Source organism: Arthrobacter sp. ok909 (assembly GCF_900104405.1).
GTDB lineage: Bacteria > Actinomycetota > Actinomycetes > Actinomycetales > Micrococcaceae > Arthrobacter > Arthrobacter humicola.
Genome location: NZ_FNJS01000014.1, coordinates 15,465 through 40,178 on the forward strand (window position 1 = coordinate 15,465; position 24,714 = coordinate 40,178).

24 protein-coding genes are annotated in these 24,714 nt (G+C 67.2%); 11 read left to right on the top strand and 13 right to left on the bottom strand.

The features are described from left to right. Positions 1 to 104: 104 nt before the first annotated feature. A complete protein-coding gene (locus BLR03_RS12680; RefSeq protein ID WP_091253055.1) occupies positions 105 to 839 on the top strand; it encodes a GAF and ANTAR domain-containing protein in 735 nt (244 codons plus the stop codon). Positions 840 to 884: 45 nt separating this feature from the next. On the opposite strand, the gene BLR03_RS12685 is transcribed toward BLR03_RS12680, so the two are convergent. The 5 genes from BLR03_RS12685 to BLR03_RS12705 form a co-directional block, all read right to left on the bottom strand. Further along, the gene (locus BLR03_RS12685; protein ID WP_091253056.1) at positions 885 to 1,691 is read right to left on the bottom strand and encodes an alpha/beta fold hydrolase; all 807 of its coding nucleotides are present in this window, start codon (positions 1,689 to 1,691) and stop codon (positions 885 to 887) included. After that, a complete protein-coding gene (glgX, locus tag BLR03_RS12690) occupies positions 1,688 to 3,742 on the bottom strand; it encodes a glycogen debranching protein GlgX (RefSeq protein WP_091253058.1) in 2,055 nt (684 codons plus the stop codon). Before glgX ends, BLR03_RS12685 begins: the two co-directional genes overlap by 4 nt. Before the next feature lie 106 nt (positions 3,743 to 3,848). Next, a complete protein-coding gene (locus BLR03_RS12695; protein ID WP_091253059.1) occupies positions 3,849 to 4,058 on the bottom strand; it encodes a hypothetical protein in 210 nt (69 codons plus the stop codon). A gap of 165 nt (positions 4,059 to 4,223) precedes the next feature. After that, on the bottom strand, positions 4,224 to 4,637 hold the full coding sequence (locus BLR03_RS12700) for a VOC family protein (protein WP_091253193.1): 414 nt from the start codon (positions 4,635 to 4,637) through the stop codon (positions 4,224 to 4,226). Between the two features lie 196 nt (positions 4,638 to 4,833). Then, positions 4,834 to 5,400: a type 1 glutamine amidotransferase domain-containing protein gene (locus BLR03_RS12705; protein ID WP_091253061.1), complete on the bottom strand. Its 567-nt coding sequence runs from the start codon at positions 5,398 to 5,400 to the stop codon at positions 4,834 to 4,836. A 176-nt stretch (positions 5,401 to 5,576) separates the two neighbouring features. Here BLR03_RS12705 and BLR03_RS12710 point away from each other — a divergent pair, with 176 nt between their 5' ends. From BLR03_RS12710 to BLR03_RS12720, 3 genes are all read left to right on the top strand, one after another. After that, the gene (locus BLR03_RS12710; RefSeq protein WP_091253063.1) at positions 5,577 to 7,451 is read left to right on the top strand and encodes a Na+/H+ antiporter; all 1,875 of its coding nucleotides are present in this window, start codon (positions 5,577 to 5,579) and stop codon (positions 7,449 to 7,451) included. A 163-nt stretch (positions 7,452 to 7,614) separates the two neighbouring features. Continuing rightward, entirely contained in the window at positions 7,615 to 7,851 is a 237-nt protein-coding gene (locus BLR03_RS12715; RefSeq protein WP_091253065.1) for a DUF2630 family protein, read from the top strand. Between the two features lie 32 nt (positions 7,852 to 7,883). Further along, on the top strand, positions 7,884 to 8,861 hold the full coding sequence (locus BLR03_RS12720) for a CapA family protein (RefSeq protein ID WP_091253066.1): 978 nt from the start codon (positions 7,884 to 7,886) through the stop codon (positions 8,859 to 8,861). Positions 8,862 to 8,933: 72 nt separating this feature from the next. On the opposite strand, the gene BLR03_RS12725 is transcribed toward BLR03_RS12720, so the two are convergent. Next, complete coding sequence (locus tag BLR03_RS12725; protein WP_217639782.1) at positions 8,934 to 10,016, bottom strand: LLM class flavin-dependent oxidoreductase; 1,083 nt, start codon at positions 10,014 to 10,016, stop codon at positions 8,934 to 8,936. 174 nt (positions 10,017 to 10,190) lie between these two features. Between BLR03_RS12725 and BLR03_RS12730 the strand changes: the two genes are divergently transcribed. The 6 genes from BLR03_RS12730 (at position 10,191) to BLR03_RS12750 (ending at position 18,053) form a co-directional block, all read left to right on the top strand. Further along, positions 10,191 to 12,374: a transglycosylase domain-containing protein gene (locus tag BLR03_RS12730; RefSeq protein WP_091253197.1), complete on the top strand. Its 2,184-nt coding sequence runs from the start codon at positions 10,191 to 10,193 to the stop codon at positions 12,372 to 12,374. Between the two features lie 309 nt (positions 12,375 to 12,683). Next, on the top strand, positions 12,684 to 14,054 hold the full coding sequence (locus BLR03_RS12735; protein ID WP_254788457.1) for an ammonium transporter: 1,371 nt from the start codon (positions 12,684 to 12,686) through the stop codon (positions 14,052 to 14,054). A 131-nt stretch (positions 14,055 to 14,185) separates the two neighbouring features. Further along, entirely contained in the window at positions 14,186 to 15,631 is a 1,446-nt protein-coding gene (locus BLR03_RS12740) for a S8 family peptidase (RefSeq protein ID WP_091253068.1), read from the top strand. 113 nt (positions 15,632 to 15,744) lie between these two features. Further along, positions 15,745 to 17,091 (top strand): LssY C-terminal domain-containing protein, encoded by a 1,347-nt coding sequence (locus BLR03_RS12745; protein ID WP_254788459.1) that lies wholly within the window; start codon positions 15,745 to 15,747, stop codon positions 17,089 to 17,091. A 129-nt stretch (positions 17,092 to 17,220) separates the two neighbouring features. Then, positions 17,221 to 17,364 carry a hypothetical protein gene (locus BLR03_RS24420; protein WP_175460527.1) on the top strand — a complete coding sequence of 48 codons (144 nt, stop codon included), beginning with the start codon at positions 17,221 to 17,223 and terminating at the stop codon, positions 17,362 to 17,364. 47 nt (positions 17,365 to 17,411) lie between these two features. Beyond that, positions 17,412 to 18,053 (top strand): NADPH-dependent F420 reductase, encoded by a 642-nt coding sequence (locus BLR03_RS12750; RefSeq protein ID WP_091253072.1) that lies wholly within the window; start codon positions 17,412 to 17,414, stop codon positions 18,051 to 18,053. Between the two features lie 95 nt (positions 18,054 to 18,148). Here BLR03_RS12750 and BLR03_RS25305 read toward each other — a convergent pair whose 3' ends face one another. Next, on the bottom strand, positions 18,149 to 18,271 hold the full coding sequence (locus BLR03_RS25305) for a phosphogluconate dehydrogenase C-terminal domain-containing protein (RefSeq protein WP_139184547.1): 123 nt from the start codon (positions 18,269 to 18,271) through the stop codon (positions 18,149 to 18,151). 5 nt (positions 18,272 to 18,276) lie between these two features. On the opposite strand from BLR03_RS25305, the gene BLR03_RS12755 reads away from it, so the two are divergent. Further along, positions 18,277 to 18,549, top strand: coding sequence for a FadR/GntR family transcriptional regulator (locus tag BLR03_RS12755; protein WP_254788461.1), 273 nt, complete (start codon positions 18,277 to 18,279; stop codon positions 18,547 to 18,549). Positions 18,550 to 18,770: 221 nt separating this feature from the next. Here the strand turns inward: BLR03_RS12755 and BLR03_RS12760 are convergent, their stop codons facing one another. Genes BLR03_RS12760 through BLR03_RS12785 form a run of 6 tightly spaced genes read right to left on the bottom strand, consistent with a single transcriptional unit; the run spans position 18,771 to position 24,714 of the window. Further along, on the bottom strand, positions 18,771 to 19,901 hold the full coding sequence (locus tag BLR03_RS12760) for a Gfo/Idh/MocA family protein (RefSeq protein ID WP_091253074.1): 1,131 nt from the start codon (positions 19,899 to 19,901) through the stop codon (positions 18,771 to 18,773). After that, positions 19,886 to 20,587: a ThuA domain-containing protein gene (locus BLR03_RS12765; RefSeq protein ID WP_091253076.1), complete on the bottom strand. Its 702-nt coding sequence runs from the start codon at positions 20,585 to 20,587 to the stop codon at positions 19,886 to 19,888. Before BLR03_RS12765 ends, BLR03_RS12760 begins: the two co-directional genes overlap by 16 nt. 34 nt (positions 20,588 to 20,621) lie before the next feature. Next, positions 20,622 to 21,626, bottom strand: coding sequence for a sugar phosphate isomerase/epimerase family protein (locus BLR03_RS12770; RefSeq protein ID WP_091253078.1), 1,005 nt, complete (start codon positions 21,624 to 21,626; stop codon positions 20,622 to 20,624). A gap of 11 nt (positions 21,627 to 21,637) precedes the next feature. Continuing rightward, positions 21,638 to 22,849 (bottom strand): Gfo/Idh/MocA family protein, encoded by a 1,212-nt coding sequence (locus BLR03_RS12775; protein WP_091253080.1) that lies wholly within the window; start codon positions 22,847 to 22,849, stop codon positions 21,638 to 21,640. 60 nt (positions 22,850 to 22,909) lie between these two features. Continuing rightward, a complete protein-coding gene (locus BLR03_RS12780) occupies positions 22,910 to 23,812 on the bottom strand; it encodes a carbohydrate ABC transporter permease (RefSeq protein WP_091253082.1) in 903 nt (300 codons plus the stop codon). After that, positions 23,812 to 24,714: a carbohydrate ABC transporter permease gene (locus BLR03_RS12785; protein WP_091253085.1), complete on the bottom strand. Its 903-nt coding sequence runs from the start codon at positions 24,712 to 24,714 to the stop codon at positions 23,812 to 23,814. The genes BLR03_RS12780 and BLR03_RS12785 overlap by 1 nt, the downstream gene beginning before the upstream one ends.

Genomic DNA, 24,714 nt, shown 5'->3' on the forward strand with positions numbered 1-24,714 from the left:
TGGATTGTTCTTCGATCCGGCCGGCCGCTGCCGTATCCGCCACTTGCCGCGGTGGGAAGCACCGCCGGGTCGTCTTGACCTGAGGGAAACGGCACAACAGAGAAGTGGTCAGCGAGTCAACCGCAAATTCAATAAACCAGCACCTGCATGAACTGGTGCTCAGCAGTTCGGACGTGGAGGAGTTCCTCAGCGAACTCGCCCGTGTGTCCGCGCGCAGCCTCTCAGAGCCCGGGGACGAGATCCTCTGCGGCATCACGCTCCTGCGGCACCGGAAAGCGGCAACCGTCGCCAGCAGCAGCCCCGCCGCGCAGGCCATGGACGAAATCCAGTACGCCTACGGCGACGGCCCCTGCATGACGGCGTCCCGGGAGCAGGAAGCCGTCCACATTGCAGACCTGGAACGGGACGGCCGCTGGCCCCAGTACGCCGCGACGGTCCGCGGGCACGGCTTCCGGTCCATTCTGGCGCTGCCGTTCCTGTTGGAAGGCGAGACCCGCGCCGCCTTGAACCTGTATTCGCACCGGCTTGGCCGGTTCGATCACCGCGCCACGGAACTGGCCCGCGACTTCGTCCACCAGACGTCCATGGCTCTGCGTCTCGCGGTGCGATTCGCTCACAGCAGCGATACCGCGGCCAACCTCAAGGCCACCCTGGAGACGCGGACCGGGATCGACGTCGCGGTCGGCATCATCATGGCGCAGAACCGCTGTAGCCAGGACGAAGCGTTCGAGCTCCTGAAGTCGGCATCCAGCGCCCGGAACATCAAGCTCCACGCCCTCGCGGCCGGCGTCGTCGAGGCACTGGGCCAGGGCCCCACCCGGACGCACTTCGAGGTTTAACCCCGGCTTCGAGGCCTCACCGCCGGCGCGTATCTCCCGGGCCGTTCACGCCGGGCCCGGCAGCGTCTCACCTGCCGGCGCGCGCATGCCCGTGAAAGCCAGAATCGCGTCGCGCACCTCGACGGCCCGGTTGTGCTGCACCACGTGCCCCGTGCCCTGGACTTCCAGCAGTTGCCCGAGGTGTGCGAGTCCGGCCAGCCGGCGGCTCCAGTCCGCGTCCGCCACGGGGTCGTTGGCTCCGCGCACCACGAGGACCGGCGCGGTGATGCCGGTGATTTTCTGAACCATGGGGTACTCCATCATGACCCGCAGTGTTTTGACGTACCAGGAGGGCCCGCACCGCAGGTAGTCGGTGAAGACGAGGGCGTTGGAGGAAGGGCTTTCGTAGAACAGGCAGTCCCGGCCCAGCGCCAGGGCCTGCTGCGCTACGGTGCCGCGCTCGGGGTCCACCACCGGCCCCATCAGCACCAGGTGCGAGACCCGCCCGGGCTCCTGGAGCGCTGCCTCGGTGGCGAACTGTGTTCCCATCGAGTGCCCCACGAGCACAAACTCGGTCACGCCCAACTGTTCCATGGCGCCCACGACGTAGCGGGCGTGCTCGGCGATGGAGAGCGTATGTTCCGGTCTGGGCGTGGCGCCGAAACCCGGCAGGTCAATGGAATAGGTGTCCATAGAGCCGGCAAGAAGCCGGTGCAGGCGGCGCAGGTAGCGGTGTGAGGCGCCGATCCCGTGGAGGAGCACGACGGCGGGCGCGGCCGCGCCGCCCCGCCTCCGCAACGCGGCTTCCCGCGTCGCGAAAACGTGGCCCGTATGGCCCGCCGCGTGGACTTCCACACGGACCGGGTCGGTCATGCCGTGCGTGACCGCAGGACGGTAACGGACCGGTCGCGGACGATCAACGTGCTCACGGGCGATTCGACCTGCTGCTCCGGATCGGTGGACAGCACGAGTTCCCATTCCTGCGCGGGAGCGGCCGGGACGGTGAATTCGACGCCGTTTTCGGCAGCGTTGAGCAGCACGGCGAAGGAATCGGCGCCATCGTGCTCAAGCACGAAGGCGATGGCGCGGTGATCGGCTGTCCAATCCTCAGCAGTGAATCCCTCGGCGTCGGCGCGGAGGACCCGGACGGTGTCGGCGCTGCCTGCCTCGGGTGCGTGTCGGAACCAGGCCGGACGGAGCGCCGGGTTCTCGCGGCGGAGGGCAATCAGCTCCGTGGTGAACCGCAGCAGCCCGTCGTCGACCTTGTTCCAGTCGAACCAGGAGATCTCGTCGTCCTGACAGTAGGCGTTGTTGTTGCCGCCCTGGCTCCGGCCCATCTCGTCGCCGCCGAGAATCATCGGCACGCCGGCGGACAGGAGCAGCGTCGCGAGGAAGTTCCGGCGCTGCCGGTCACGCAGTTCGTTGACCCCGGCGTCGTCGGTGGGTCCTTCGACGCCGTGGTTGGCCGAGCGGTTATCGCTCTCGCCGTCGTTGTTGTCTTCTCCGTTGGCTTCGTTGTGTTTCTCGTCGTATGCCGTCAGGTCCGCGAGGGTGAATCCGTCGTGGGCGGTGATGAAGTTGACGCTGGACACCGGGGCCCGGCGGCTGCCCTCGTAGACGTCGGGGCTGCCGAGGAAGCGCTGGGCGAAGTCGCCCAGGACGTTGTCGCCGCCGTGCCAGAAGTCACGGGCGTCATCGCGGAACTTGCCGTTCCATTCAGACCAGTCGGCGGGGAACCCGCCCACCTGGTAGCCGGCGGTGTCCCACGGTTCGGCGATCATTTTCACCGGGGCGAGTACCGGATCCTGTTGGATCAGGGTGAGGAAGGCGCTGTGGAGATCGGCACTGCCGTCCTGGCGGGTCAGCGTGGTGGCGAGGTCGAAGCGGAATCCGTCCACGTGCATCTCTGTCACCCAATAGCGCAGCGAATCCATGATGAGGCCCAGCGCCGCCGGGTGCCCCACGTTGAGGCTGTTGCCGGTGCCCGTCGTGTCGAAGTAGGCGGATTCCTCGCCTTCGACCAGCCGGTAATAGGCCTCGTTGTCGATGCCCTTGAAGGACAGCATCGGGCCCATGTGGTTGCCCTCGGCGGTGTGGTTGTAGACCACGTCCAGAATCACCTCGAGGCCGGCCGCGTGGAGGGCCTTGACCATCGCCTTGAACTCGGCGACCTGCCCTCCGCCGTCGCCGGCGGCGCTGTAGTCCCCGTGCGGGGCGAAGAAGCCGATGCTGTTGTAGCCCCAGTAGTTCCGTAGGCCCTTTTCTTCCAGATGGCTGTCCTGGACAAACTGGTGCACCGGCAGCAGTTCGACGGCGGTGACGCCGAGGTCGGTGAGGTGCTTGATGGCGGCCGGGTGCGCCAGGCCGGCATAAGTGCCGCGGATTTCTTCCGGGACCTCGGGGTGCTGCCGGGTGAAGCCCTTGACATGGACTTCATAGACCACGGTGTCGGCCAGCGGAATCCGCGGCGCGACATCGGGGGTGCCCTCGTCCCAGTCGAAGGACGGGTCTGTCACCACGCAGCGCGGAACAGCCGGGGCGGAGTCTGTGGAGTCGAACTCGGCCGGGTTGTTCAGGTCATGGGCGAAAACCGCCTGGCCCCAGTCATAGCCGCCCTCAATTGCGGTGGCGTGCGGATCCAGCAGCAGTTTGTTGACGTTGTGGCGCAGGCCGGCGGCGGGGTTCCAGGCGCCGTCGACCCGCAGGCCGTAGCGGGTACCCACGGTGACGCCGGGGACGGTGCCGTGGAAGACGTGCCCCGTCCGCTCCGGAAGAGTTGTCCGGGTCTCGTGGCCGTCGGCGTCGAAGGTGCAGAATTCCACGGAGTCCGCAGTCCGGGAATAGACGGCGACGTTGGCGCCGTCTTGGCGCAGGGTGACCCCAAGGGGGTACGGGAGGGAAAGCGGGGCGGCTGCCGGGGTCATGGGTGCTCGTTTCTCTGCAGAATGGTCACCCCAGTGTAGTAAGCATGCTGACTAGATTACGGACGCCATGCGAAAGGCCGGACCTGCCGGGGCCGGTTCCGGCTCTTCAGGTCTCCCGCTTGTCCCGCTCTTCGAACTCCTCATCGAGGTCATAATGACGGAATTCAGTCTCCGGATTCGGCTCTCCCTCCGCCACGTACTCGTAGTCGAGCTGGCGCTGGACCTGGCTGTCGAGGACCTGGAGATCCTTGTCCTCGACTTTGCTGAGGTCCTCGGGGAATTCATCGTCCGGGCTGAGGTGCAGCTTCTCGGTCATGGCATGCCTCTCTCGGCCAGGAGGATGGACTCGAATCTGCACTGTCCTGGCCGCCTTCAGGATAGCTCTATCTGCAGGCCGGGCGGAGGCGCCTTGCGCCGTGAACCGGCACCGTCTTTTGGGGCTGCGCGTTCCCTGAGCCCCGCCGCGGGGCGCCGGTCCGGCTCAGGTGGCCTCGGGACCGACATTCACCAGCCAGTCCACGCCGAATTTGTCCTTGCACATGCCGAAGATGTCGCCCCAGGGCGCTCTCCCCAGCGGCATGGCGATGGTGCCCCCGTCGGCCAGCTTCTCGAAGTAGCCGCGGAGCTCGGCTTCGTCGGATCCGCTCAGTGAAACGGAGAAGTTGTTGCCCGGGGTGTAGTCCATGCTGTTGGGGGTGTCTGCCCCCATGAGCACCAGGCCGCCGTCGGTCCGGAGCTGGCCGTGCATGATTTTGTCCTGCTCCGCCGGGTCCTCGCTGGCGTGGTACTCGGCGAAGGTGCTCATGGTCAGCTCGCCACCGAACACCGACTGGTAGAACGTCATGGCGTCCTTGGCGTTGTCGCGGAAGCCGAGGTAGGGATTGAGCGTGGTCATGCGGGACTCCTTGCTGCTGGGGCGCAGGCCGGGACGGCCGAAGCGGCGGTGCACGTTACACGGCATATCCTGCCTCAAAACCGGCGGGGTGGGTAGGCTGCCGGCAGACAACAAAAGAACAGCGGCCGACGGCGGTGCTCACCGCCGTCGGCCGCTGTGGCGGGCCGGAATGGCTCCCAGTTCTAGCCGTTGTCCACTAGGCCGTCTGGCCGGCGTGCTCGCCTTCGGCGATTTCTTCCAGGAGTTTGGCGTTGAAGGCCGGGAGGTCGTGCGGGTTGCGGCTCGTCACGAGACCCTGGTCCACCACGACTTCCTGGTCGCTCCAGTTCGCGCCGGCGTTCTTCAGGTCCGTCTGCAGCGTGTGGTACGAGGTCACGTTCCTGCCGCTGACCACGCCGGCATCGATCAGCAGCCACGGGCCGTGGCAGATGGAGGCCACCGGCTTGTGCTGTTCGAAGAACGCCCGGGTGAACGCCTGGGCGTCTTTGTCGACGCGGAGGTGATCCGCGTTGACCACGCCGCCGGGGATCACGAGGGCGTCGAAGTCGGCGGCATCGGCCTGCCCGACGGCGAGGTCCACGGCAAACGTCTGGCCCTTCTCGGTGCCGTCATAGCCCTGCAGCTTTCCGGTCTTGGGTGAGACCAGGGTGGGCACTCCGCCGGCTTCCTTCACGGCATTCCACGGGCTGGTCAGCTCCACCTGCTCCACCCCGTCCGTCAGCAGGAACGCGACCTTCTTGCCCGCAATGTTGTGCTCTGACATGTGTCCTCCTCATACCGGGGCGCGGATCCGGGCGGCCCTGGGCCGCGACCGGCGCCCGCGCAGGAATCATTGGGCTTGCGGTTTCAACTCTAGGAAGCAGCAAAGTAATAAGCAAGCTGATTATGCGATGCGGGAGAACCCTCCGGCGGGCGGCGGCAAGCTGACAGAATGGGCCAATGGAAGTCGCTTACGGGCTGCTGGCCCTGGTCGCCATTGTCTGCGCCGGCAGCGCGCTGGGCCGCAAGATCAACGTCTCCGTCCCGCTGCTGCTGGTACTGGCCGGCGTCGTGTGCTCCTTCCTCCCGTTCGTCCCGACGATCGAGCTGAATCCGGAGCTCGTGCTGGTCGGGCTGCTGCCGCCGCTGCTGTATGCGGCGGCCCTGCAGACCTCGCTGTTCGATTTCAGGTCCAACCGCCGCGCCATCGGCCTGCTCTCGGTGGGCTACGTCATCTTCGGCACCGTCAGCATCGGTTTTGTGGTCTTCTGGCTGTTTCCCGAGATTCCCCTGGCGGCGGCGATGGCCCTGGGCGCCGTCGTCGCACCGCCGGACGCCGTGGCAGCGACGGCCATTGCACGCAAGGTGGGCATGCCCCGCAGGATTGTGACCATCCTGGAGGGCGAATCCCTGGTCAACGACGCCACGGCGCTGGTCTGCCTGCGCGCCGCCATCGCCGCCATCGCCGGCACGGTCTCGGCCGCGGCCATCGCCGGGGGCTTCCTCCTTGCAGCCGGCGGGGGCCTGGTGGTGGGCATTGCCGCGGCCTTCGTGCTCACCGCGCTCCGCAAACGGATCCGCAACGTGTCCATCAACACCTCCACTTCCCTGGTCGCGCCGCTCGTGGCCTATCTCCCGGCCGAGGCGATCCACGCTTCCGGCGTCCTGGCCGTCGTCGTCACGGGGCTGATCATGGGGACCAAGGCCCCGTCCATGCCGAACGGGGCGGCCCGGCTGAGCCAACGCAGCAACTGGCATACGGTCCAGTTCCTGCTGGAGAATTCCGTCTTCCTCCTGATAGGGCTGCAGGTCCGGACCATTATCGAAGGCGTCCAGGATGACTCGCTGGGGCCGAACCGGATCTGGCTCGGCTGCGCCGTGGTGCTGCTGGCCGTACTGGTCCTGCGCCCGATCTGGGTTTTTCCCGCAACGTACCTGCCCCGGCTCATTCCTGCCGTCCGGCGCAATGATCCCGCGCCACCCTGGCAATTTGCCGCGATCGTCTCCTGGGCCGGCATGCGCGGCGTGGTGACGCTTGCCGCCGTCCTGGTCCTGCCGGCAGGGCTGGAGCACCGGTCCGTCCTGATCCTGATGGCCCTCGTGGTGGTGGGCGGCACCCTCACCCTGCAGGGCTTCACACTCCCGGCCCTGGTCCGGGTCCTGCGCGTGAAGGGACCGGATCCGCGCGAAGACGCGCTCAACCAGGCCTCGCTCATGCAGCTGGCCACGGCGGCGGGCGTGCAGCGGCTGCAGGAACTGCGCTCAGACTCCGATCCCCCGGAAGTCGTGGCGATGCTGAAACGGCGCACGCAGGAGCGCGGGCTGGCCGCGTGGGAGCGGCTGGGCCGTCCCTCCGCGGAAGCCGCCACCCCCAGCCAGCGCTACGCCCAGCTGCGGCTGGCGATGCTCGATGCCGAGCGCGCCAAGGTCCTGGAACTGCGGCGCGGCGGCGCCTACGCCCACGAGGTCCTGGCTGACGTCCTTGACCGACTGGATGTCGAGGAGTCCATGCTGGACGCCTCCCTGGAGGAACCGGACAGCACTGGAGGAGGAGGCGGCGAAGGGATTGCCCGGCCCGGCGGGGTCTGTTCCCACCTGGAATCCGCCCCGGACCCGGTTGTCCCGCCGGATCCCGTCTGCGCCGCGTGCGAGCGGGACGGCACCACGCCGGTGCACCTGCGGATGTGCGTGCACTGCGGCAACGTGGCCTGCTGCGATTCCTCCCCGGGAACCCATGCGTACAAGCACTTCCAGGCCACCGGCCACCCCGTGATGCGCAGCATTGAGCCGGACGAGGACTGGCGTTGGTGCTACCCGGACGAACTCCTCGGCTGAGCCGCCGGCTTGCGCGCGCACCGGACGCAGGTGCGTGGTGCCGGCGCCGGCGCCGGCGGGAGCCTCTGTTCACGGCCGCTCCGCCTCCGTAGGCTGGAAAGGGATCTGGCCAGGGACCCCGGAGGTCCCGGGCCCTGCCGCCGTCGGACGAGAAGAGGACACTGTGGACAACCAAGACATCCTGGAACGGATCAAGGCCCTGGTGGAGGAAGAACACAGCCTCCGCGAAGACTCAGCCCCGCCCGGGGCTCCGGATGTTCTCCGGCTGCAGCAGCTGGAAGAACAGCTTGACCAGTGCTGGGATCTGCTGCGCCAGCGGCGGGCAAAAAAGGACTACGGCGAGAACCCGGACGAGGCGGAGGTGCGGCCGGCCAGCGAGGTCGAGGGCTACCAGAGCTAGCCCTCGGGGCATGAGCTGACGGGCCGATCGCCATGCAGATCGCGCTGCTGGGAGACGTCATGCTGGGCCGGCTGGTGAACCGCCATCTGGCCACGGCCAATCCTGCCTATCCCTGGGGCGACACGCTGGAGATCCTCCGGGAGGCCGACGTCCGCGTCGCCAACCTCGAATGTGTCCTGGCGTCCGGCGGCGAGCCGGAGCCCGGGAAGATCTTCCACTTCCGCTCGGACCTGAAAAACGTGGACAGCCTGGTCGCGGCCGGGATCGACGTCGTCTCCCTCGCCAACAACCACGTCCTGGATTTCGGCGCGGACGCGTTCCGGGAAATGCTCCCGGCACTTGACGGCGCCGGAATCCTGCACGCCGGGGCCGGCCCGGACCTGGACACGGCCCGGCGCCCGGCCGTGCGGCGGGTGGGCGGCACCGCCGTCGGCTTCATCGCCTTCACGGACAACCAGCCCGACTGGGAAGCCGGCGCCGCGGCCCCCGGGGTCTATTACGTTCCCGTGGACGACGGCGGCGAGCGCGGAGCCGCGCTCCTGGACCTGGTCCGGCGGACCAAGGCCCGCGTCCAGCTCCTCATTGTGTCGGCCCACTGGGGAGGCAATTGGGGCTCGGACGCCCCGGCGCGGCATCAGGACCTCGCGCGCGACCTCATAGATGCCGGCGCCGACGTCGTGTTTGGCCACTCCCCGCATGTCTTCCGGGGCGTGGGGATCCACCGGAACCGTCCGATCATCTACAGCGCCGGGGATTTCGTTGACGATTACGCCGTGGACCCCGTCGAGCGCAATGACCAGTCGTTCCTCTTCGTACTCGGCACCGAGGCCAACAAGCCCCGCACGCTGCGGCTGCACCCCACCGTCATCGCCGGATTTCAGGCCCGCCTGGCCCGGGGGTCGGCGGCCGATATTGCCGCCCGGATGCAGCGGCTGTGCCAGCATCTGGGCACGCGAACCACCTGGAACGCGTCCGCCCGGTGCCTTGAAATCCCGCTGGACCAGCCCTGACACAGCGTCGCAGCACGGCCGGCGGACGACGGCAACAGTCGACGGCGGTGACCGGCCGTCGTCTGCCGGCCGTCAGGCCAGCGTTTCGCCGGATCGGCTGGCCGCCAGGCCGGCGGAGACTTCCCGGTTGACGGCGGGCATGATCTCCGTCGCGAGCAGCTCAATGGACCGTGCCGTCTCGGCAAACGGCAGGCCGCCCAGCCCGATCTGGGCCAAGTATCGGGTGTTCCCCAGAGTCTGGTGGATCTCCAGGAGCTTCTCGGTGACCTGCTGCGGACTGCCGACCAGCAGTCCGCCGCCCGGCTCGGTCCACGCATCGAAAGTGGAACGGGGGAAGTGGTCCACCGGGCGTGGCATATTTTGTTCGAAGTAGGCCCGGTAGTAGGGGTAGAACGTGTCGCGCGCCTGCTGTGACGTCGGTGCCGTATAGAAGTGGCCGCCGGCCCCCACCGGCAGTGCGCCGGCATCGTGCCCCGCCGCGGCGGCACTCTCGCGGTAGAGCTCAACGAGGTGGCGGAAGCGGGCGGGCCCGGACAGGAGGGCGATGAACAAGGGCAGCCCCAGCCGGCCCGCGCGGGAAAAGCTCGCCGGGGTGCCGCCGACGCCCACCCAGACAGGCAGCTTCTCCTGCACCGGACGCGGAGCGATGTCCATACCCGGGATGCTCTGCGTCAGTGTTCCGGACCACTGCACTGTGGTGTTGTCCCGGGCGTTGTCCCGCAGTTCCAGCAGCAGGCGCAGCTTCTCGTCGAACAGGGCGTCGTAGTCCTCGAGCTTGTGGCCGAAGAGCGGATAGGACTCCACGAACGCACCACGGCCTGCAATGATCTCCGCCCGGCCGTCCGAGATCAGGTCCAGGGTGGCGAACTGTTCAAAGAGCCGCACCGGGTCTTGGGTGGAGAGCACTGTGACGGCCGTGCCCAGCCGGAGATTGGATGTTTCCCGGGCAATCGCGGCCAGCACGATTTCCGGGGCCGAGAGGGCGAAGTCGCGCCGGTGGTGCTCCCCCAGCCCCAGGAATGCGAGGCCCGCCTGATCGGCCAGCTTGGCGAGTTCGATGATCTCCTTCAGCCGCTGCTTCGGGGACAGCGCGGTGCCGGTGCGGGTGTTGCGGGAAAGTTCGCCAAAAGTGAAGATACCAAAGTCCATATTCATTGAACATTCAATCAATCCATTTCATTCCGGCTGCCCGCGGCCGTGCCGGCGCCGCCCGGCACCCAGGCCGGGCGGCGCCGGCGGACTCTTCAGGAAGGTCCCCTTATGCTCTGGCTGAAGGTCCCCATCCGGCGTATTCTGGGCAAAAATCTTGAGCCTGATAGCTGGACCAGAATGGCGCCGAAGAACCGATTACTCGTCCGTTTGGCCTCAACCATGGGCTGGCTCGCCGGCTTCTTGGCGGTGAGCGCTCTCTGCGGAGTCCTGGCTGCCGGCCTGGTGATTCCCGGCGTTGCCGCAGCGGGAGCTTCCGTCAGCGGCTCGATCTCATTCTTCAACAGCCTCCCTTCCGACTTCGCGGTTGAAACGCCGCCGCTCTCCACCAAGGTGCTGACCTCGGACGGGCGCCCCATCGCCACGTTCTACACGGAGAACCGGGTGAAGGTCCCACTCGATCAAATGTCCCCGTTCATCAGGGACGCCATCGTCTCCATCGAGGACAACCGCTTCTACGAGCATTCCGGGGTGGACCTCCGCGGAATCATGCGGGCGCTGGCACACAACCTGACCAGCAACGGCGGCCGGCAGGGTGCGTCCACCCTGACCCAGCAGTACGTCTCCAACGTGCTCAACGAGGCGAAGTTGTCCCAGGACAACGGCGATGCGATGTTCCTGAGCGCACAAAAGGACCTGGGCGACAAGCTGCGGGAAATGAAGCTCGCCGTGGAACTGGAGAAGAGGTACACCAAGGACCAGATCCTGGAGGGCTATCTCAACATCGTCTTCTTCAACCGGGACGCCTACGGCATTGAAGCGGCGGCGCGGCACTTTTACAGCACCTCGGCCAAGGACCTGACGCTGCCGCAGGCCGCGCTGCTCGCGGGGCTGGTCAACAGCCCCAGCTACTACGATCCCGTTGCGCATCCGGAGGCCTCCCTCGGGCGGCGCAACCAAGTTCTGGACAGCATGCTGCGCCTGGGAAAGATCACCCCCGCGGAGCACGACGCCGCCGCCGCCACCGGCGTGGGACTGTCCGTCACCCCCGGGAAGCAGGGCTGTGCGGCCGCAGACATGGCCCCGTATTTCTGCGACTATATTTCGCATCTGATCCTCAACAACCCGGCCTACGGCGTGGACGCCGCCACCCGGCAGGCGAAGCTGTACCGGGGCGGCCTGACCATCACCACCACACTGGACAGCCGGCTGCAGGCGGCCGCCCAGACGCAAGTGGACGCGACCGCCGGGGCCAACCCGGACAAATGGGGCGCGTCCCTGGTCTCCATCCAGCCCGGCACCGGCAAGATCCTGGCCATGGCCCAAAATACGGTGTTCATTCCCGAGGACGGGAAGTTCGACACCCAGTTGAACTTCAACGTCGATTCCAAGGATGCCCAAGGCAACGACCTCAACGGCGCCGGAGGTTTCCAGCCGGGGTCCACAATGAAGCCCTTCACCTTCGCCGAGTGGCTCAATGAAGGCAAGTCCCCCACCGCGGTCGTGGACGCGTCCCGGAGGTCATACCCGGTGGGATTCCGGTGGAGGGACAGCTGCGGCAGGGTTCTCGGCGGCTACAGCACGCCGCAGAGGATCGCCGGGCTCGGCGCGGATGACGACCTCCAGAACAACGATCCCGGCTACTACCGCCCCATGCCCATCAACTACGGCCTGTACAACTCCATCAACACGGCAACCTTCGCCACCGCGGCACAGCTGGACTTTTGCGGCATCCAGAAGATGGTCAACGCGGCGGGACTTCACAGCGGCCTGGACAACGCTCCGATCAACATGCACCAGCTCGGCAATCTGCTCGGCGCCATCGGCGTTTCGCCGCTCAACCTGATCAGCGGATTCGCCACGTTCGCCAACGACGGCAGGTACTGCGCGCCGATCGCCATCCTGGAGGTGAGGGATGCCGCCGGAAAGAAGCTTCCGGCCCAGACCAGCGACTGCCGGAACACCATCAAGCCCGAGGTCGCCCGGGGTGTCAACGCCGTGCTGCAGGACGTACTGAAACGCGGCTCCGGCGTGTACATCAATCCCAAGGTCCAGAGCCGGTTCCCCGTGGCGGCCAAGACCGGGACGTCCAACACCAACGGCTCCACGTGGGTTGTCGGCTACACCACCGGACTCGCCACCGCGTCCTACTTCGGCGACACACTGGAAGGCCAGAAGCGGGCGGGCCGGAACATCACCATCAACGGCAAGTTCTACAAGGCAATCGACGGCTACATGCTGGCCGGCCCGCAGTGGGCGAATTACATGATGGACGCGGCCGGACTCTACCCGGCTGCCGCTTTCCCCGCCCCGCCTGATTCCAAAGCCAAGACGCCCAGCCCGTCTCCCAGTCCCTCCCGCTGAGGCCCCGCGCCGCCAAAAATCCGCCGCGGACGACATCTCACAGCCCTCAGCCACGGGACGTCCCCCACAGCCCCGCCATTCCGCCCCGCCGGCGCCGGCGGAGCAGACAGCAGCGACCCGGCCAAGAGGCTGCGTTTACATTCCTGAAACATGGCGGTCACGCGATCTTCACGCCACCGCCATTCCTGTAACCTGCCCGCAACTTTGCGCCCCATTGCCGGAAACATGCCTCCGCGAGGATTAAATCCGGATCGAGGGGCCGGCGGCAACGTGTCCCGGTACGACAGACTTACGAGGAGGGACCCGCCGGTGGAACTCACTGCTGGAAGCGTCTGGATGATTGTGTCGGCAGCGCTCGTTCTGCTGATGACCCCGGCATTGGGCCTCTTCTACGGCGGCATGACCCGGGCCAAGGCCTCGCTCAACATGATGATGATGAGCTTCATCTCCATCGGGATCGTCGGCGTCGTCTGGGTCCTCTGGGGTTACTCGATGAGCACCGGCAAGGGTGTCCTCGGTGTGTTCGGCAACCCGTTCGCCAACTTCGGCCTGAGCAACATCATCGGTTCGCCGGACTTGATCAAGGCCGGATACAGCGCCACCTTCGCCATCATCACCGTGGCCCTCATCAGCGGCGCCATCGCGGACCGCACCAAGTTCACCTCCTGGGCGCTCTTCGTCCCCATCTGGATCACCCTCGTCTACTGCCCGCTGGCCTTCATGGTCTGGGGCGGCGGCCTCATGAGTGCCGGCGGTGCCGTCAGCGCCGTCTTCGGCCAGGTCATCGACTTCGCCGGGGGAACCGTGGTGGAAATCGCGTCCGGAACCGCGGCATTGGTGCTGGTCCTGATCCTGGGCAACCGGCACGGCTTCGGCAAGGACCCCGGCCACCGCCCCCACAACATCCCCTTCATCATGCTGGGCGCTGGCATCCTCTGGTTCGGCTGGTTCGGCTTCAACGCCGGCGCAGCCACCACCGTGCAGCAGGCCGGGCTGATCTGGGTGAACACCCTGGCGGCCCCCGCCGCGGCCATGATCAGCTGGCTGGTCACGGAAAAGATCCGGCACGGCCACCCCACCTCCCTGGGCTCCGCATCCGGCGCCGTCGCCGGCCTGGTGGCCATCACGCCGTCGTGCGCCAACATCAGCCCGCTCGCCGCGCTCGGCCTGGGCTTTGTCGCCGGTGCAGCCTGCGCGGTGTTCGTGGACCTGAAGGTCAAGTTCGGCTTCGATGACTCGCTCGACGTCGTCGGCGTGCACCTCGGCGGCGGCCTCATCGGCACCCTCGCGCTGGGCTTCATCGCCCTCCCGGTAAACGGCGCGGGCGGCGGCCTGTTCTACGGCGGCGGCCTGCACCAGGTGATCGCGCAGACCGTGGCGGTCCTCATCACGGTGGCGGTGTCCGGACTCGGGACCGCGGTGATCGGCCTCGCCATCCACAAGACGCTTGGATTCCGGGTCAGCCACGAGGACGAACTTGCCGGAGTCGACCGGTCCGAGCACGCCGAGACCGCCTACGCCTTTGCCGAACTCGGTTTCAGCCGGTTCAACCCGTTCGGTCACCATGTCCATGCCGCCCACGCTGTGCACGCCGCGACGGCCGCCCACGCCACCGCCCGCACGCCGGAAGATCGGCCGGCCCCTGTACCGGCCCCGGTAAAGGAAGACAGCCTCGTCTGAGGCGGCCGCTGCTAGTGCGCCGGACGGCCGCACAAGTTTTTCCAAAGGTCCCTGTGTCTGGCAGGGTCTGAGGCCTAAGATGTTGGGCGGGGGGCACTCGAATTAGCGAACTCGCTTAATGGGAGGCCACGATGTTCAGCCAAGCCGGCCGCAAGGCATCAAGATCGAAGCTAACATCGGTGGCGCGTGTCCCGCGCAAACACCGGCGGGGTCCCCTTCCCAGACCGGACACACTCAGGTTCCGGCGCGCCCTCGCCGCTATTGCCGCCTTTGCGCTGGTCACCGCTGGCGGCCTGGCGGCGGCGGTCCCCACGGCCGCAGCCGAGACCCGGCAAAACTACATTGTGGTGCTCAAGGACGGCGTCGTGGACGCCGGAGCCGCGGCGACCGCCCAGCAAAGCGCCTACGGATTCACCGCCTCGAAGGTCTACCGCAGCGCCGTGAACGGCTACTCGGCCACCATGACGGCGTCCCAGGCGCAACGGGTCCAGGCTGATCCAAGCGTCGACTTCGTCACGATGGGCCGAACGTTCCACAAGCCGAGCGATCCTGCGTCCGCGAGCACCCAACAGACCCCGTTTTGGCGGCAGCGGATCGCCGGGACGGACTCCGATGTCCGGAAGGCCCTCGACAAAGGGCCGGACCGGATCAATGTCAACGTCGCCGTGATCGACAGCGGCATCGATGCCACCCACCCGGACCTGAACGTCAAGGGCGGCGTTGACTGCCAGTCCGGCTCGCCCGTGGACGTGACCCCCGTTGACGTTTTGGGGCATGGGACGTTTGTCGCGGGTGTGATCGGCGCCCGGAACAACCGCTTCGGCGTCGTGGGAACCGCGCCGGGCACGCCGCTGTGGTCCGTCCGGGTGGTTGACGACGCCGGCCTGATCTCCGAGGAAAGCCTGATTTGCGCGATTGACTGGGTGACCTCGACGCGCAAGGACGACGACCCGAGCAATGACATCGCCGTGGCCAACATCAGCATCGCCGGCGGCGGCGCCGACACGCCCAACTGCGGGAAGGGCACGGACCCGATGCATTACGCCATCTGCCGCTCGGTCCGGGCCGGCGTCACCTACGCTGTCGCGGCCGGGAACGCCGGGGAGGACTTCGCCAACACCGTGCCGGCCACCTATGACCAGGTGCTGACCGCCACGGCCATGGGCGACTTCGACGGAAAGCCCGGCGGCCTTGCCGCCCCTGCCTGCGGCACAGTGGACTTTTCCAAGTATGGGCAAAAAGATGACCAGCCGGCGTTCTTCTCCAACTTCGCCACCACGAGCGATGACAAGGCCCACACCGTCGCCGCCCCCGGAGTGTGCATCCTCTCCACTGCGCCGGGGGGTTACGCCGTGAACCATGGCACCAGCTTCGCCAGCCCGGCTGTGGCCGGGTCTGTGGCCCTGTGCATCAGCCAGAAGGAGTGCACCGGCTCAGGCAAGGACGTCATGGAGCAATATCTGCACCTGACGGCGTCCTACACGAAGCGCCACCACGACTACGGCTTCGGCGGCGATCCCATCCACCCGATCAGCGGGAAGTACTTCGGCTACCTGACCGAGACGGTGAGCTTCTGACAATCCGGCTGTGAGACTGGGCCGAGGCCGGCTGCCGCTGGGCGGCCGGCCTCAGCCCGGAAACCGGCGCCCGCAGACGACGCCTGCACGCCAGTACGCGTAATATGGCGGCCATGACCAAGGAAGCGGTTGAGGTCACAGCCCCCGCCGGCGCCGTGCCGTACTCGCGGCTGGACACCATGTTCTTCGTGGTGGGCGGCGTCTCGGCGGTCTGGCTGACCTCCCTGCTGGTGCAGCTGAGCTTCCAGTGGGGCTGGGCGCAGGTCTGGTTCCTCTTCATCTTCTGGGGCCTGCTCGCCTATCTGGTGCTCCCCCGGCTCCACCGCATCCTGACCCGCCTGTATGTTCCCGATTACTTCATCGGCCGGGCGCGCACCAGCGACGGGCTGCTGGGCGACCCCGTCAATGTGGCTTTGCTGGGATCGGAACCGCAGGTGCATCGGGTGATGCAGACCGCGGGCTGGACCCTGGCCGACGACGTGACGCTGGCCAGCAGCCGTCGCATCGTCACCTCCACGCTCCTGCGCCGTAGCTACCTCGAGGCCCCGGTGAGTCCCCTGTTCCTGTTCGGCCGCCAGCAGGATTTTGCCTATCAGCAGGAAGTCGACGGCACCCCGGGCAAGCGCCACCACGTCCGCTTCTGGCGGTGCCCACCCGGCTGGCTGCTCCCCGGCGGACTGGCTGTCGACTGGCTGGCCGCCGGAACGTATGACCGCAGCGTCGGGCTGTCCCTGTTTACCCTGCAGATCACCCACAAGATCGACGAGCACACCGACGTCGAACGCGATCACGTCGTCGCAGCCATCACCGGGGCCGACCCGGGTGCCGAGGTCCGCGTGATCCGCGACTTTTCGACCGGGTACCATGCCCGCAACGGCGGAGGCGACACCATTATTACCGACGGCGATCTCCCCATCGTTGATCTGAGGAACACTGCCGGGGCGCCGGCCGAATCCGCCGGATCCGCCACTGACAGCCGGAACAAGCGCCCGGCGCCCACGATCGTCGGTGCTGTCTTGGTCGGGGCCCGCGCAGCCGCAGCCGTCCTACTGGCCTTCTCCCTGGTGCTCCTCCGGGATGCGCACGTGAGCTCACTGCTGCAGCCCGAAGCCGGACCGGTGGTCACGGAGGCCCAGGCCGAGGTGGCCGTCACCATCGCGACGGTGACGGTCCTGCTCTTTGCCTTGGTCGAGGTCCTGCTGGCCTGGTTCGTGTTCCTCGGACGGAACTGGGCCCGGACCGGGGCCATGGCCCTCAGCACGGCGGCCATTTGCCTGCAGGCGTTCGACGTTTTCCGCGGCGGTCCCGACATCACCCTGCAGTCCAATCTTCCCGGCCTGGCCCTGGACATCCTGCTGCTCCTGGCGCTGTCCAGCAAGCGGTCTCGGGACTATGCCCTGCGCCCGCGCAAGGAACCAAAACGGTACTCCAGTCGTGCCGGCGGCCGGACAGCAAACTGAACGGACCGTCGTCGACCATTGCCGAACATGCCGGCCCGGATGGATCTTGACATCCCGGAAAGCCCGGGCGCTAGATAAAAGTACCGGCAGCGGGCCGTTCACCACAGGATTCGCAGCAGAGGAGCGGACATGACTAAGGATGCACAAGCGACGGAGCGCGTCCACAGCGAGAGCCCCGCCGAGGGTGACGCAACGGCCGCACCCTTTGTCGACCGTGCTCATTCCCAGGACGCGGCAGAAGGGCCGGACATCGACGAGGAACCGGGCGCATAGCCGGTATCCGGCGAAATATCTTCGCCCGCATTGGTGTTGGGCCGGACATGACAACTATCGGAATCATCGGTGCAGGACGCATTGGCAGCCAGCTCGCCCGCAAAGCAGTTGAGCTCGGCTACGACGTCGTGATCAGCAACTCGCGCGGGCCCGAAACCCTCGCGGACCTTGCGGCGGAACTGGGACCGAAGGCCCGGACCGCAACCGCGGCCGAGGCGGCAGCGGCCGGCGACTTCGCGATCGTCACTGTGCCGCTAAAGGCGATCCCGGACGTGCCCGTGGAACCGCTGGCGGGCAAGATCGTCCTCGACACCAATAACTATTACTGGGAACGCGACGGTCACTTCCCCGCCCTGGATGCCGGCGAGGCCACCACCTCCGGCCTTCTGCAGGAGCACCTGCCGCAGTCCAAGGTCGCCAAGGCCTTCAACCACATCCTGTTCTCCCAGATCACCACGGACGGCACCCCGGCAGGCACGCCCGACCGCCGGGCCCTGGCCACGGCGAGCGACTACCCGGACGCGGCCGAACTCGTGGCCCGGCTCTACGACGAGTTCGGCTTCGACACCGTCAACGTCGGCCCGCTCTCCGAAAGCTGGCGCGTGGAACGGGACCGCCCGGCCTACGTGGTCCGGCTGACCGCGGCCGAGCTCACTGAGAACCTGGCCAAGGCGCCGCGCACCATCTGACCTCCCCGGCGCCGACGCCCGAATTCGCCGGAAGCCTGCGAGTTCGCGTGAAACTTCCGGCGAACTCGCAGCTTTCCGGCGAATTCGGCCGTGGCCTAGCCCTGGACGGCGGGTTCGAGCTTGAGCATCTTGGCGATGACGTAGTCGAGTTCGGAGTCGTCGAAGATCTTCTTCCAGTCGTCCTTGATGATGGTGTCCTTGCCGTACTGGATGGCGATTTCGCATGCCTAGGAGAACGGGTTGGAGCCGCTCCGCGGTCCGCGAGGCCCTCGCAGCCCTGGAAATCCTCGGGATTGTCATTGTCCGGCCGGGGTCCGGAACCTACCTGCGCGACGGCATTTCCGAGCTCCTCCCCCGCACGCGGGAACTGGTGGAACTGCGCGGCGGACTCGAAGTCCAGGCCGGCCAGTTGGCGGCTCAGCGGATTACCGACGACGCCCTGGAGCGGATGCGCGGCAATTCGGCGCCCTGGAATCCCGGGACGAGGCCGCCGTGACGGCAGCCATGCGCTCCCACATGGACACAGCGTCCCGGCGCCTCCTGGCCGGGTTCGACGCCGACCGGGGCGCTACGGACTGACGGTTCTGCCCCTCCGATTCCGCCCCCAACGCACGAAGTCGCCGGAAACCTGCGGGTTCGCCGGAATTTTCCGGCGAATGGGCAGCTTGCCGGCGACTTCGGGCCGGGCACGGCTGGGAGAGAGCAGCCGGGCGGGCTCTAGGGGGCAGCCGCCAGGGCGGACGAGGCCAGGGTGGCGAGCCCGACCGGCGCGGGGCGCACGACCGTGCTGCTGATCCGGACCGGTGCACCCGTGTGCGCGGACTCCAGGACGGACTCCATCACCTCCAGGGCATGGAAGGCCAAGGCGCCTCCCGCCCGGGGCTCCTGGCCGGCCGGGGTGCGGATGAGGTCTGCGATGCCGAAGCCCCGCCCCGAGTCCGCATAGCCGGCGGAGACGGGCAGGGTCTCCCAGTGGTCCGCACCGAGGGCGAAGAGCTGCACGTCGCCGTCGAAGTGGTTAGGATCCGGGACCACCAGGGAACCGCGCTCGCCGTGGACCTCGATGTTGGGGCTCTTGGTCTTCACCGCGTCGAAGCTCATCACCAGCGTGGACAGGGCCCCCGAGGCGTGGACCAGGACGCCGGTGACGTGGGTGTCGATCGCCACCGGCACCGTCTGGCCCTCGCGCGGGCCCGAGCCGATGGTCCGCTCGTCGCGGGTGTGGCTGGCTGCGCCGATCACCGAGACCACCGGCCCCAGCAAAGTCACGAGGGCTGAGACGTAGTACGGTCCCATGTCCAGGAGCGGTCCGCCGCCGGGCTGGTAGTAGAAGTCCGGGTTCGGGTGCCAGCGCTCGTGACCGGGGGTGACCATGGTGGCGGTCGCGGAGATGGGCTTGCCGATGAGCCCGTCGTCGATCGCCTTCCGGGCGGTCTGGATCCCGGTGCCGAGCACGGTGTCAGGGGCGCAGCCGACCACGACGCCGGCTGTCCGCGCGGCGTCCAGCACTTGCCGGGCCTCCGCCGTCGTTGCCGCGAGCGGCTTCTCACCGTAGACGGACTTGCCGGCGGCAATCGCGCGCAGGGCGACCTCGGCGTGGGCGGCGGGGATGGTCAGGTTCAGGACGAGTTCGACGTCGTCGTCCGCCAGGAGCGCATCGACGCTGAGCGCCCGGACGCCGTCGTACGAGTCGGCCACGGCCTGCGCCCGCGCGGGGTCCAGGTCCGCGACGGCGACGAGGTTAATGTCCTCGAGACGGCGGAAGTTCGCCAGATACTGGGCGATGATGGCTCCGCAGCCGATGATTCCAACGTTTATTGGCTGGTCTGTGTCTAACGGCTTGCCCATAGCAGGCCCCTTTCGATGATGGTGCGGACGTTGCTGTCCTGGAGGATTTCGACGCGGTGTCCCGGGGTGCAGACGAAGATCCTGCCCTGTCCCCATTGCCGGGTCCAGATGGCCGGCGAGGTGACCTCCCGGTGCCACGGGTCCCATTCCCGGACTTTCTGGGTGGTGGTGGCCAGGACGTCGATGTAGTCGTCGGCGAGGACCCAGTACTGTTCGGTGACGAGGTCGAAGTCGCCGACGCCTGCCGTGATCGGATGGTCCGCGGCCGCCGGGAGCATGTTGACCGTGTACGGGACGTAGTTGTCGGGCTGCCCGCCGGTCCGCTCATCCGGGTGCTTGCCCGGGTGGCAGGCAAACTGGCCGCCGATCAGGTGCAGGTAGTCGGAGGTATCACGGTAGGAATCCGCGATGCCGCCGTGCCAGCCGGCCAGGCCCGTGCCGTTTTCGACAGCGGCACGCAGGCCCTCGAACTCGTCCTTTTCGATGGTGGACATGGTCACGCACTGCAGGATGAGGTCGACGCCGGCCATGTAGTCGGCGTCGGCATAGATCTTGGGCGATTCCTCTACCCGGACCTCGTAGCCGTTGGCTTTCAGGTACGGGATGAATTCCTCCGTCGCGGCTACGGGCTGGTGTCCGTCCCAGCCGCCGCGCACCACGAGTGCGGTTTTGTGGTCGTTTGTCATGGGGTTCCTCTGTTGTTGGTGTGTCGTGGCCGGCTCAGCGGGCGGCGAAGGCCGCATCGAACGCGGCCGCGGGCGGTGTGATGGTGGCGAGGTCCTTGACCAGTGCGAGGGCCTGCGGTGCGCCGACCAGGCGGTCCATGCCGGCGTCCTCCCACTCGATGCTGGTGGGCCCCTGATAGCCGATGGCGTTGAGGGTCCGGAATATCGGTTCCCAGTTGACGTCGCCATGACCGGCCGTGACGAAGTCCCACCCGCGGCGCGGATCGGCCCACGGAAGGTGGGAACCGAGTCGGCCGTTGCGGCCGTTGAGCTGCCGGACGGATTCCTTTACGTGAACGTGGAAGATTTTCTCGGCGAAGTCCTGTAGGAACATGACGGGGTCCAGGTCCTGCCAGAGGAAGTGCGAGGGGTCGAAGTTCAATCCGAAGTTCTCCCGGTGCCCGATGGCCTCGAGGGTCCGCTTGGCGGTCCAGTAGTCGTAGGCAATTTCGGACGGGTGGACCTCGAGGGCGAAGCGGACCCCTTCCTCGTCGAAAACGTCGAGGATTGGGTTCCAGCGGGCGGCGAAGTCCTGGTACCCGCGTTCGATCATGGCGTCCGACGCGGGCGGGAACATGGCGACGCATTTCCAGATCGAGGATCCGGTGAAGCCGGTGACGGTCTTCACGCCCAGCCTGGCGGCCGCCCGGGCCGTGGTCTTCATGGCTTCGGCGGCGCGGGTGCGGACCCCTTCGGGGTCGCCGTCGCCCCACACGGAGGCGGGGAGAATGCCCTCGTGGCGTTCGTCGATCGGGTTGTCGCAGACGGCCTGGCCGGTCAGATGGTTAGCGATCGCGTGGACTTTGAGGTTGTGCTTGTCCAGGATGTCCAGTCTGCCCTGGCGGTAGGCGTCGTCCTCAACGGCCCGCTGCGGGTCCAGATGGTCTCCCCAGCAGGCGATCTCAAGGCCGTCGAAGCCCCACTCGCCGGCCAGTCGCGCCACCTCCTCGAAGGGAAGGTCGGCCCACTGGCCGGTAAAAAGGGTGATGGGTCGTGTCATGGTGTGTCCTCTCAGACTTTCTGCCAGCGGCTGTCGGCTTCGGCGCTGGCTTCGACGGCGGCGAGGACCTTTTGGACCTGGAGGGCGTCGGCGAATGACGGCGTCGGCGGCCGGCTGGCGGCGATCGCGTTGACGAGGTCCACCACCTGGTGGGTGAAGAGGTGCTCGTAGCCCAGGCCGTGACCGGTGGGCCACCAGTTCCCGGTGTAGGGGTGTTCGGGCTCGGTGACGAGGATCTTGCGGAAGCCCGCGTCCGGGCCGTCGGCGGCGTCGTAGAAGGACAGGGAGTTCATGTCCTCGAAGTCGAAGGCCAGCGAGCCTTTGGTGCCGTTGAGTTCGATGCGCATCGCGTTCTTCCTGCCGAGGGCGAACCGGGTGGCTTCGAACACACCGATGGGCCCGGTTCCGTTGTTGGAGGCGGTGTCGTCCCCGTTGCCGGCGAAGCGGGCGGTGAAGATGGCGGCGTCGTCGACGGTCACGGGCCCGCGGACCGCGTCGGCACCGGTGGCGCCGTGGCCGCCCAGGCCCACGAGGTCCCCGGCGAGGGGGCGTTCGGCGACAAAGGTCTCCAGCAGGGCCGAGACCCCGGTGATGCTTTGTCCAGTGATCCACTGGGCGGTGTCGATGCTGTGGGCTCCGATGTCCCCGAGGGAGCCGGAACCGGACTTGGCCTTGTCCAGCCGCCAGGTCAAGGGGGCATCGGCGTCGGAGAGCCAGTCCTGGAGGTACTGCGCCCGGACGTGCCGGATCCGGCCCAGCCGGCCCTCCTGCACCATCCGCCGGGCCAGGGCCAGGGCCGGGGTGCGGCGATAGCTGAAGCCGCACATCGAGAACACGCCCCGGCCCGCCGCGGCCTGGGCGGCCGCGGCCATCCGTTCGGCCTCCGCGACGGAGTTCGCCAGCGGTTTCTCGCACAGGACATGCTTGCCGGCTTCGAGCGCGGCGATCGCGATCTCGGCATGGGTGTCGCCCGGGGTGCAGATGTCGATCAGGTCGATGTCGTCCCGTTCGATCAGCGCCCGCCAGTCCGTCTCGGCGGACGCCCAGCCCATCTTGTCCGCGGCGGCACGCACCCCGGAGGCGTTCCGGCCCGCGATCGCGGTCAATTCGGGGCGCAGCGGCAGGTCAAAGAACCGCGGCGCGCTCCGCCAGGCCTGGGAATGCGCGGCCCCCATGAACGCGTAGCCCACCATCCCCACACGCAGGCTCGTCGGGTCAGTCATCGGTAATCCTTTCAAAGAACGGGTGGAGATTGATGGCTCCCCGGCTCGGGGACCGGCGCGCTATTTGCTGAAGCCGGCTGTGAGTCCGCTGAGGAGCTGGCGTCGGGCGATCACGTAGACCACCAGCAGCGGCAGCGTGGCGAGGACGACGGCGGCGAGGACGGCCGGGATGTTGACGCTGAACTCGCCCTGGAACGTCCACAGTGACAGCGGCAGCACCCGGGTCTCCGGGCTCTGCGTCAGGATCAGCGGGAACAGGAAGCCGTTCCACACTCCAAGCGCGTTGTAGATGCCCACTGTAATGACCGCGGGTTTCGTCATGGGCAGCGCCAGACGCCACATCATGGCCCAGTCGGAACATCCATCCAACCGCATGGATTCGAAGAGTTCGTTGGGCACGTCCCGCATGAAGTTGGACAGGATCAACACGGAAATCGGGATGGCAAAGGCGACGGAGGGCAGGATCAGGGCCAGCAGGGTGTCGTACAAATGGGCCCGCGTGATCATCCAGTAGATAGGGATGATCGTGGCGTGCAGCGGGATCGCCAGGCCCAGCAGGAACAAACTGTTGGTCCAGTTCAGGAACCGGCTCTTGCCGCGGACGATCGCGTAGGCCGCCATGAAGGAAACCAGCAGCGCCGGGATGGTGCTGCCCACGGTGACGATGACACTGTTGGCAAAGTACCGGACGAAGTCGTTCTCCACCACCAGCTTGTAATTGTCCAAGGTGGGCTCGGTGGGCGGCATCATCGGGTTGGACGTGAAGAAGCCTGCCTGGTTCTTCAGGCTCGTCACCACCACGTAGTAGACGGGGACGATGATGATGGCCAGCCAGAGCCAGCCGCCGAGGCCGCCGAGGACGTTCGGGCGGGACCGTCCGGATGCCTTGGTCCGCGGACGAGGGCTGGCGGCGGGGCGGGCGGGTGCTGAGTGCGGGACGGGGAGTTGGGTCAGGGACGCCATCAGGCACCTTCCAATTGGCTTGCGTTGCGGTTCTTTCCGCCCAGTCTCTGCAGCAGCAGGGCGAGTGCGAGGCCGATCACCACGAGGATGACGCCGAGGGCACTCGCGGCGCCCATGTCGTTGGCTTTGAACCCGGTGAGGTACATGTGCAGCGGGAGCAGCCGTGTGGCGTAGCCGGGGCCGCCGCCGGTGAGGACGAAGACGAGGTCAAAGTACGCCAGCGATCCGACCACCATGAGCGTGGAGGAGGTGATGATGGTGTACTTCAGCTGGGGCAGGGTGATGTTGAAGAACTGCTGGATCCGTCCGGCACCGTCGATCTGCGCGGCCTCGTACAGCGACCCGGGGATCTGGCGCACTCCGCCCTGGTAGATGAGCGTGTGGAACGGGACAAACTGCCAGGCGATCACGAACACCACGACGAACAGCACCAGGTCCGAATTACCGAGCCAGTCCTGCGACAAAGCCGGTATGCCGAGTCCGGCACCCAGGCCGAAGTTGGGATCCAGGAGGGCTTTGAACGCGATGGCCACCGCGGCCGAGGACAGCAGCAGCGGCACGAAGTAGAGGACAGCCAAAGCCGCGCGGTACTTCTGGCCACCGGCGGTGAAGACCCCCAGCAGAAGGCTGATCGGGGCCTGGACGATGAACGAGAAGAACATGATCTTCGCCGTCACCAGCAGGGCGTTGCCGGTGACGGGGTCGGTCAGGACGGTGGTCCAGCTGGACAACCCGTCCAGCTTGATCTCGCCCAGGCCGTCCCACGACGTGAAGCTCAGGAACAGGACGCCGCCAAGCGGAATGATGGCGAACAACAAGAAGAAGGCAAGGGCCGGTGCGGCCAGCCACCCCGACGGGCCCCGCTGAAGGGCCCGCCGGGAGGAACCGGATGTGGTGGACAC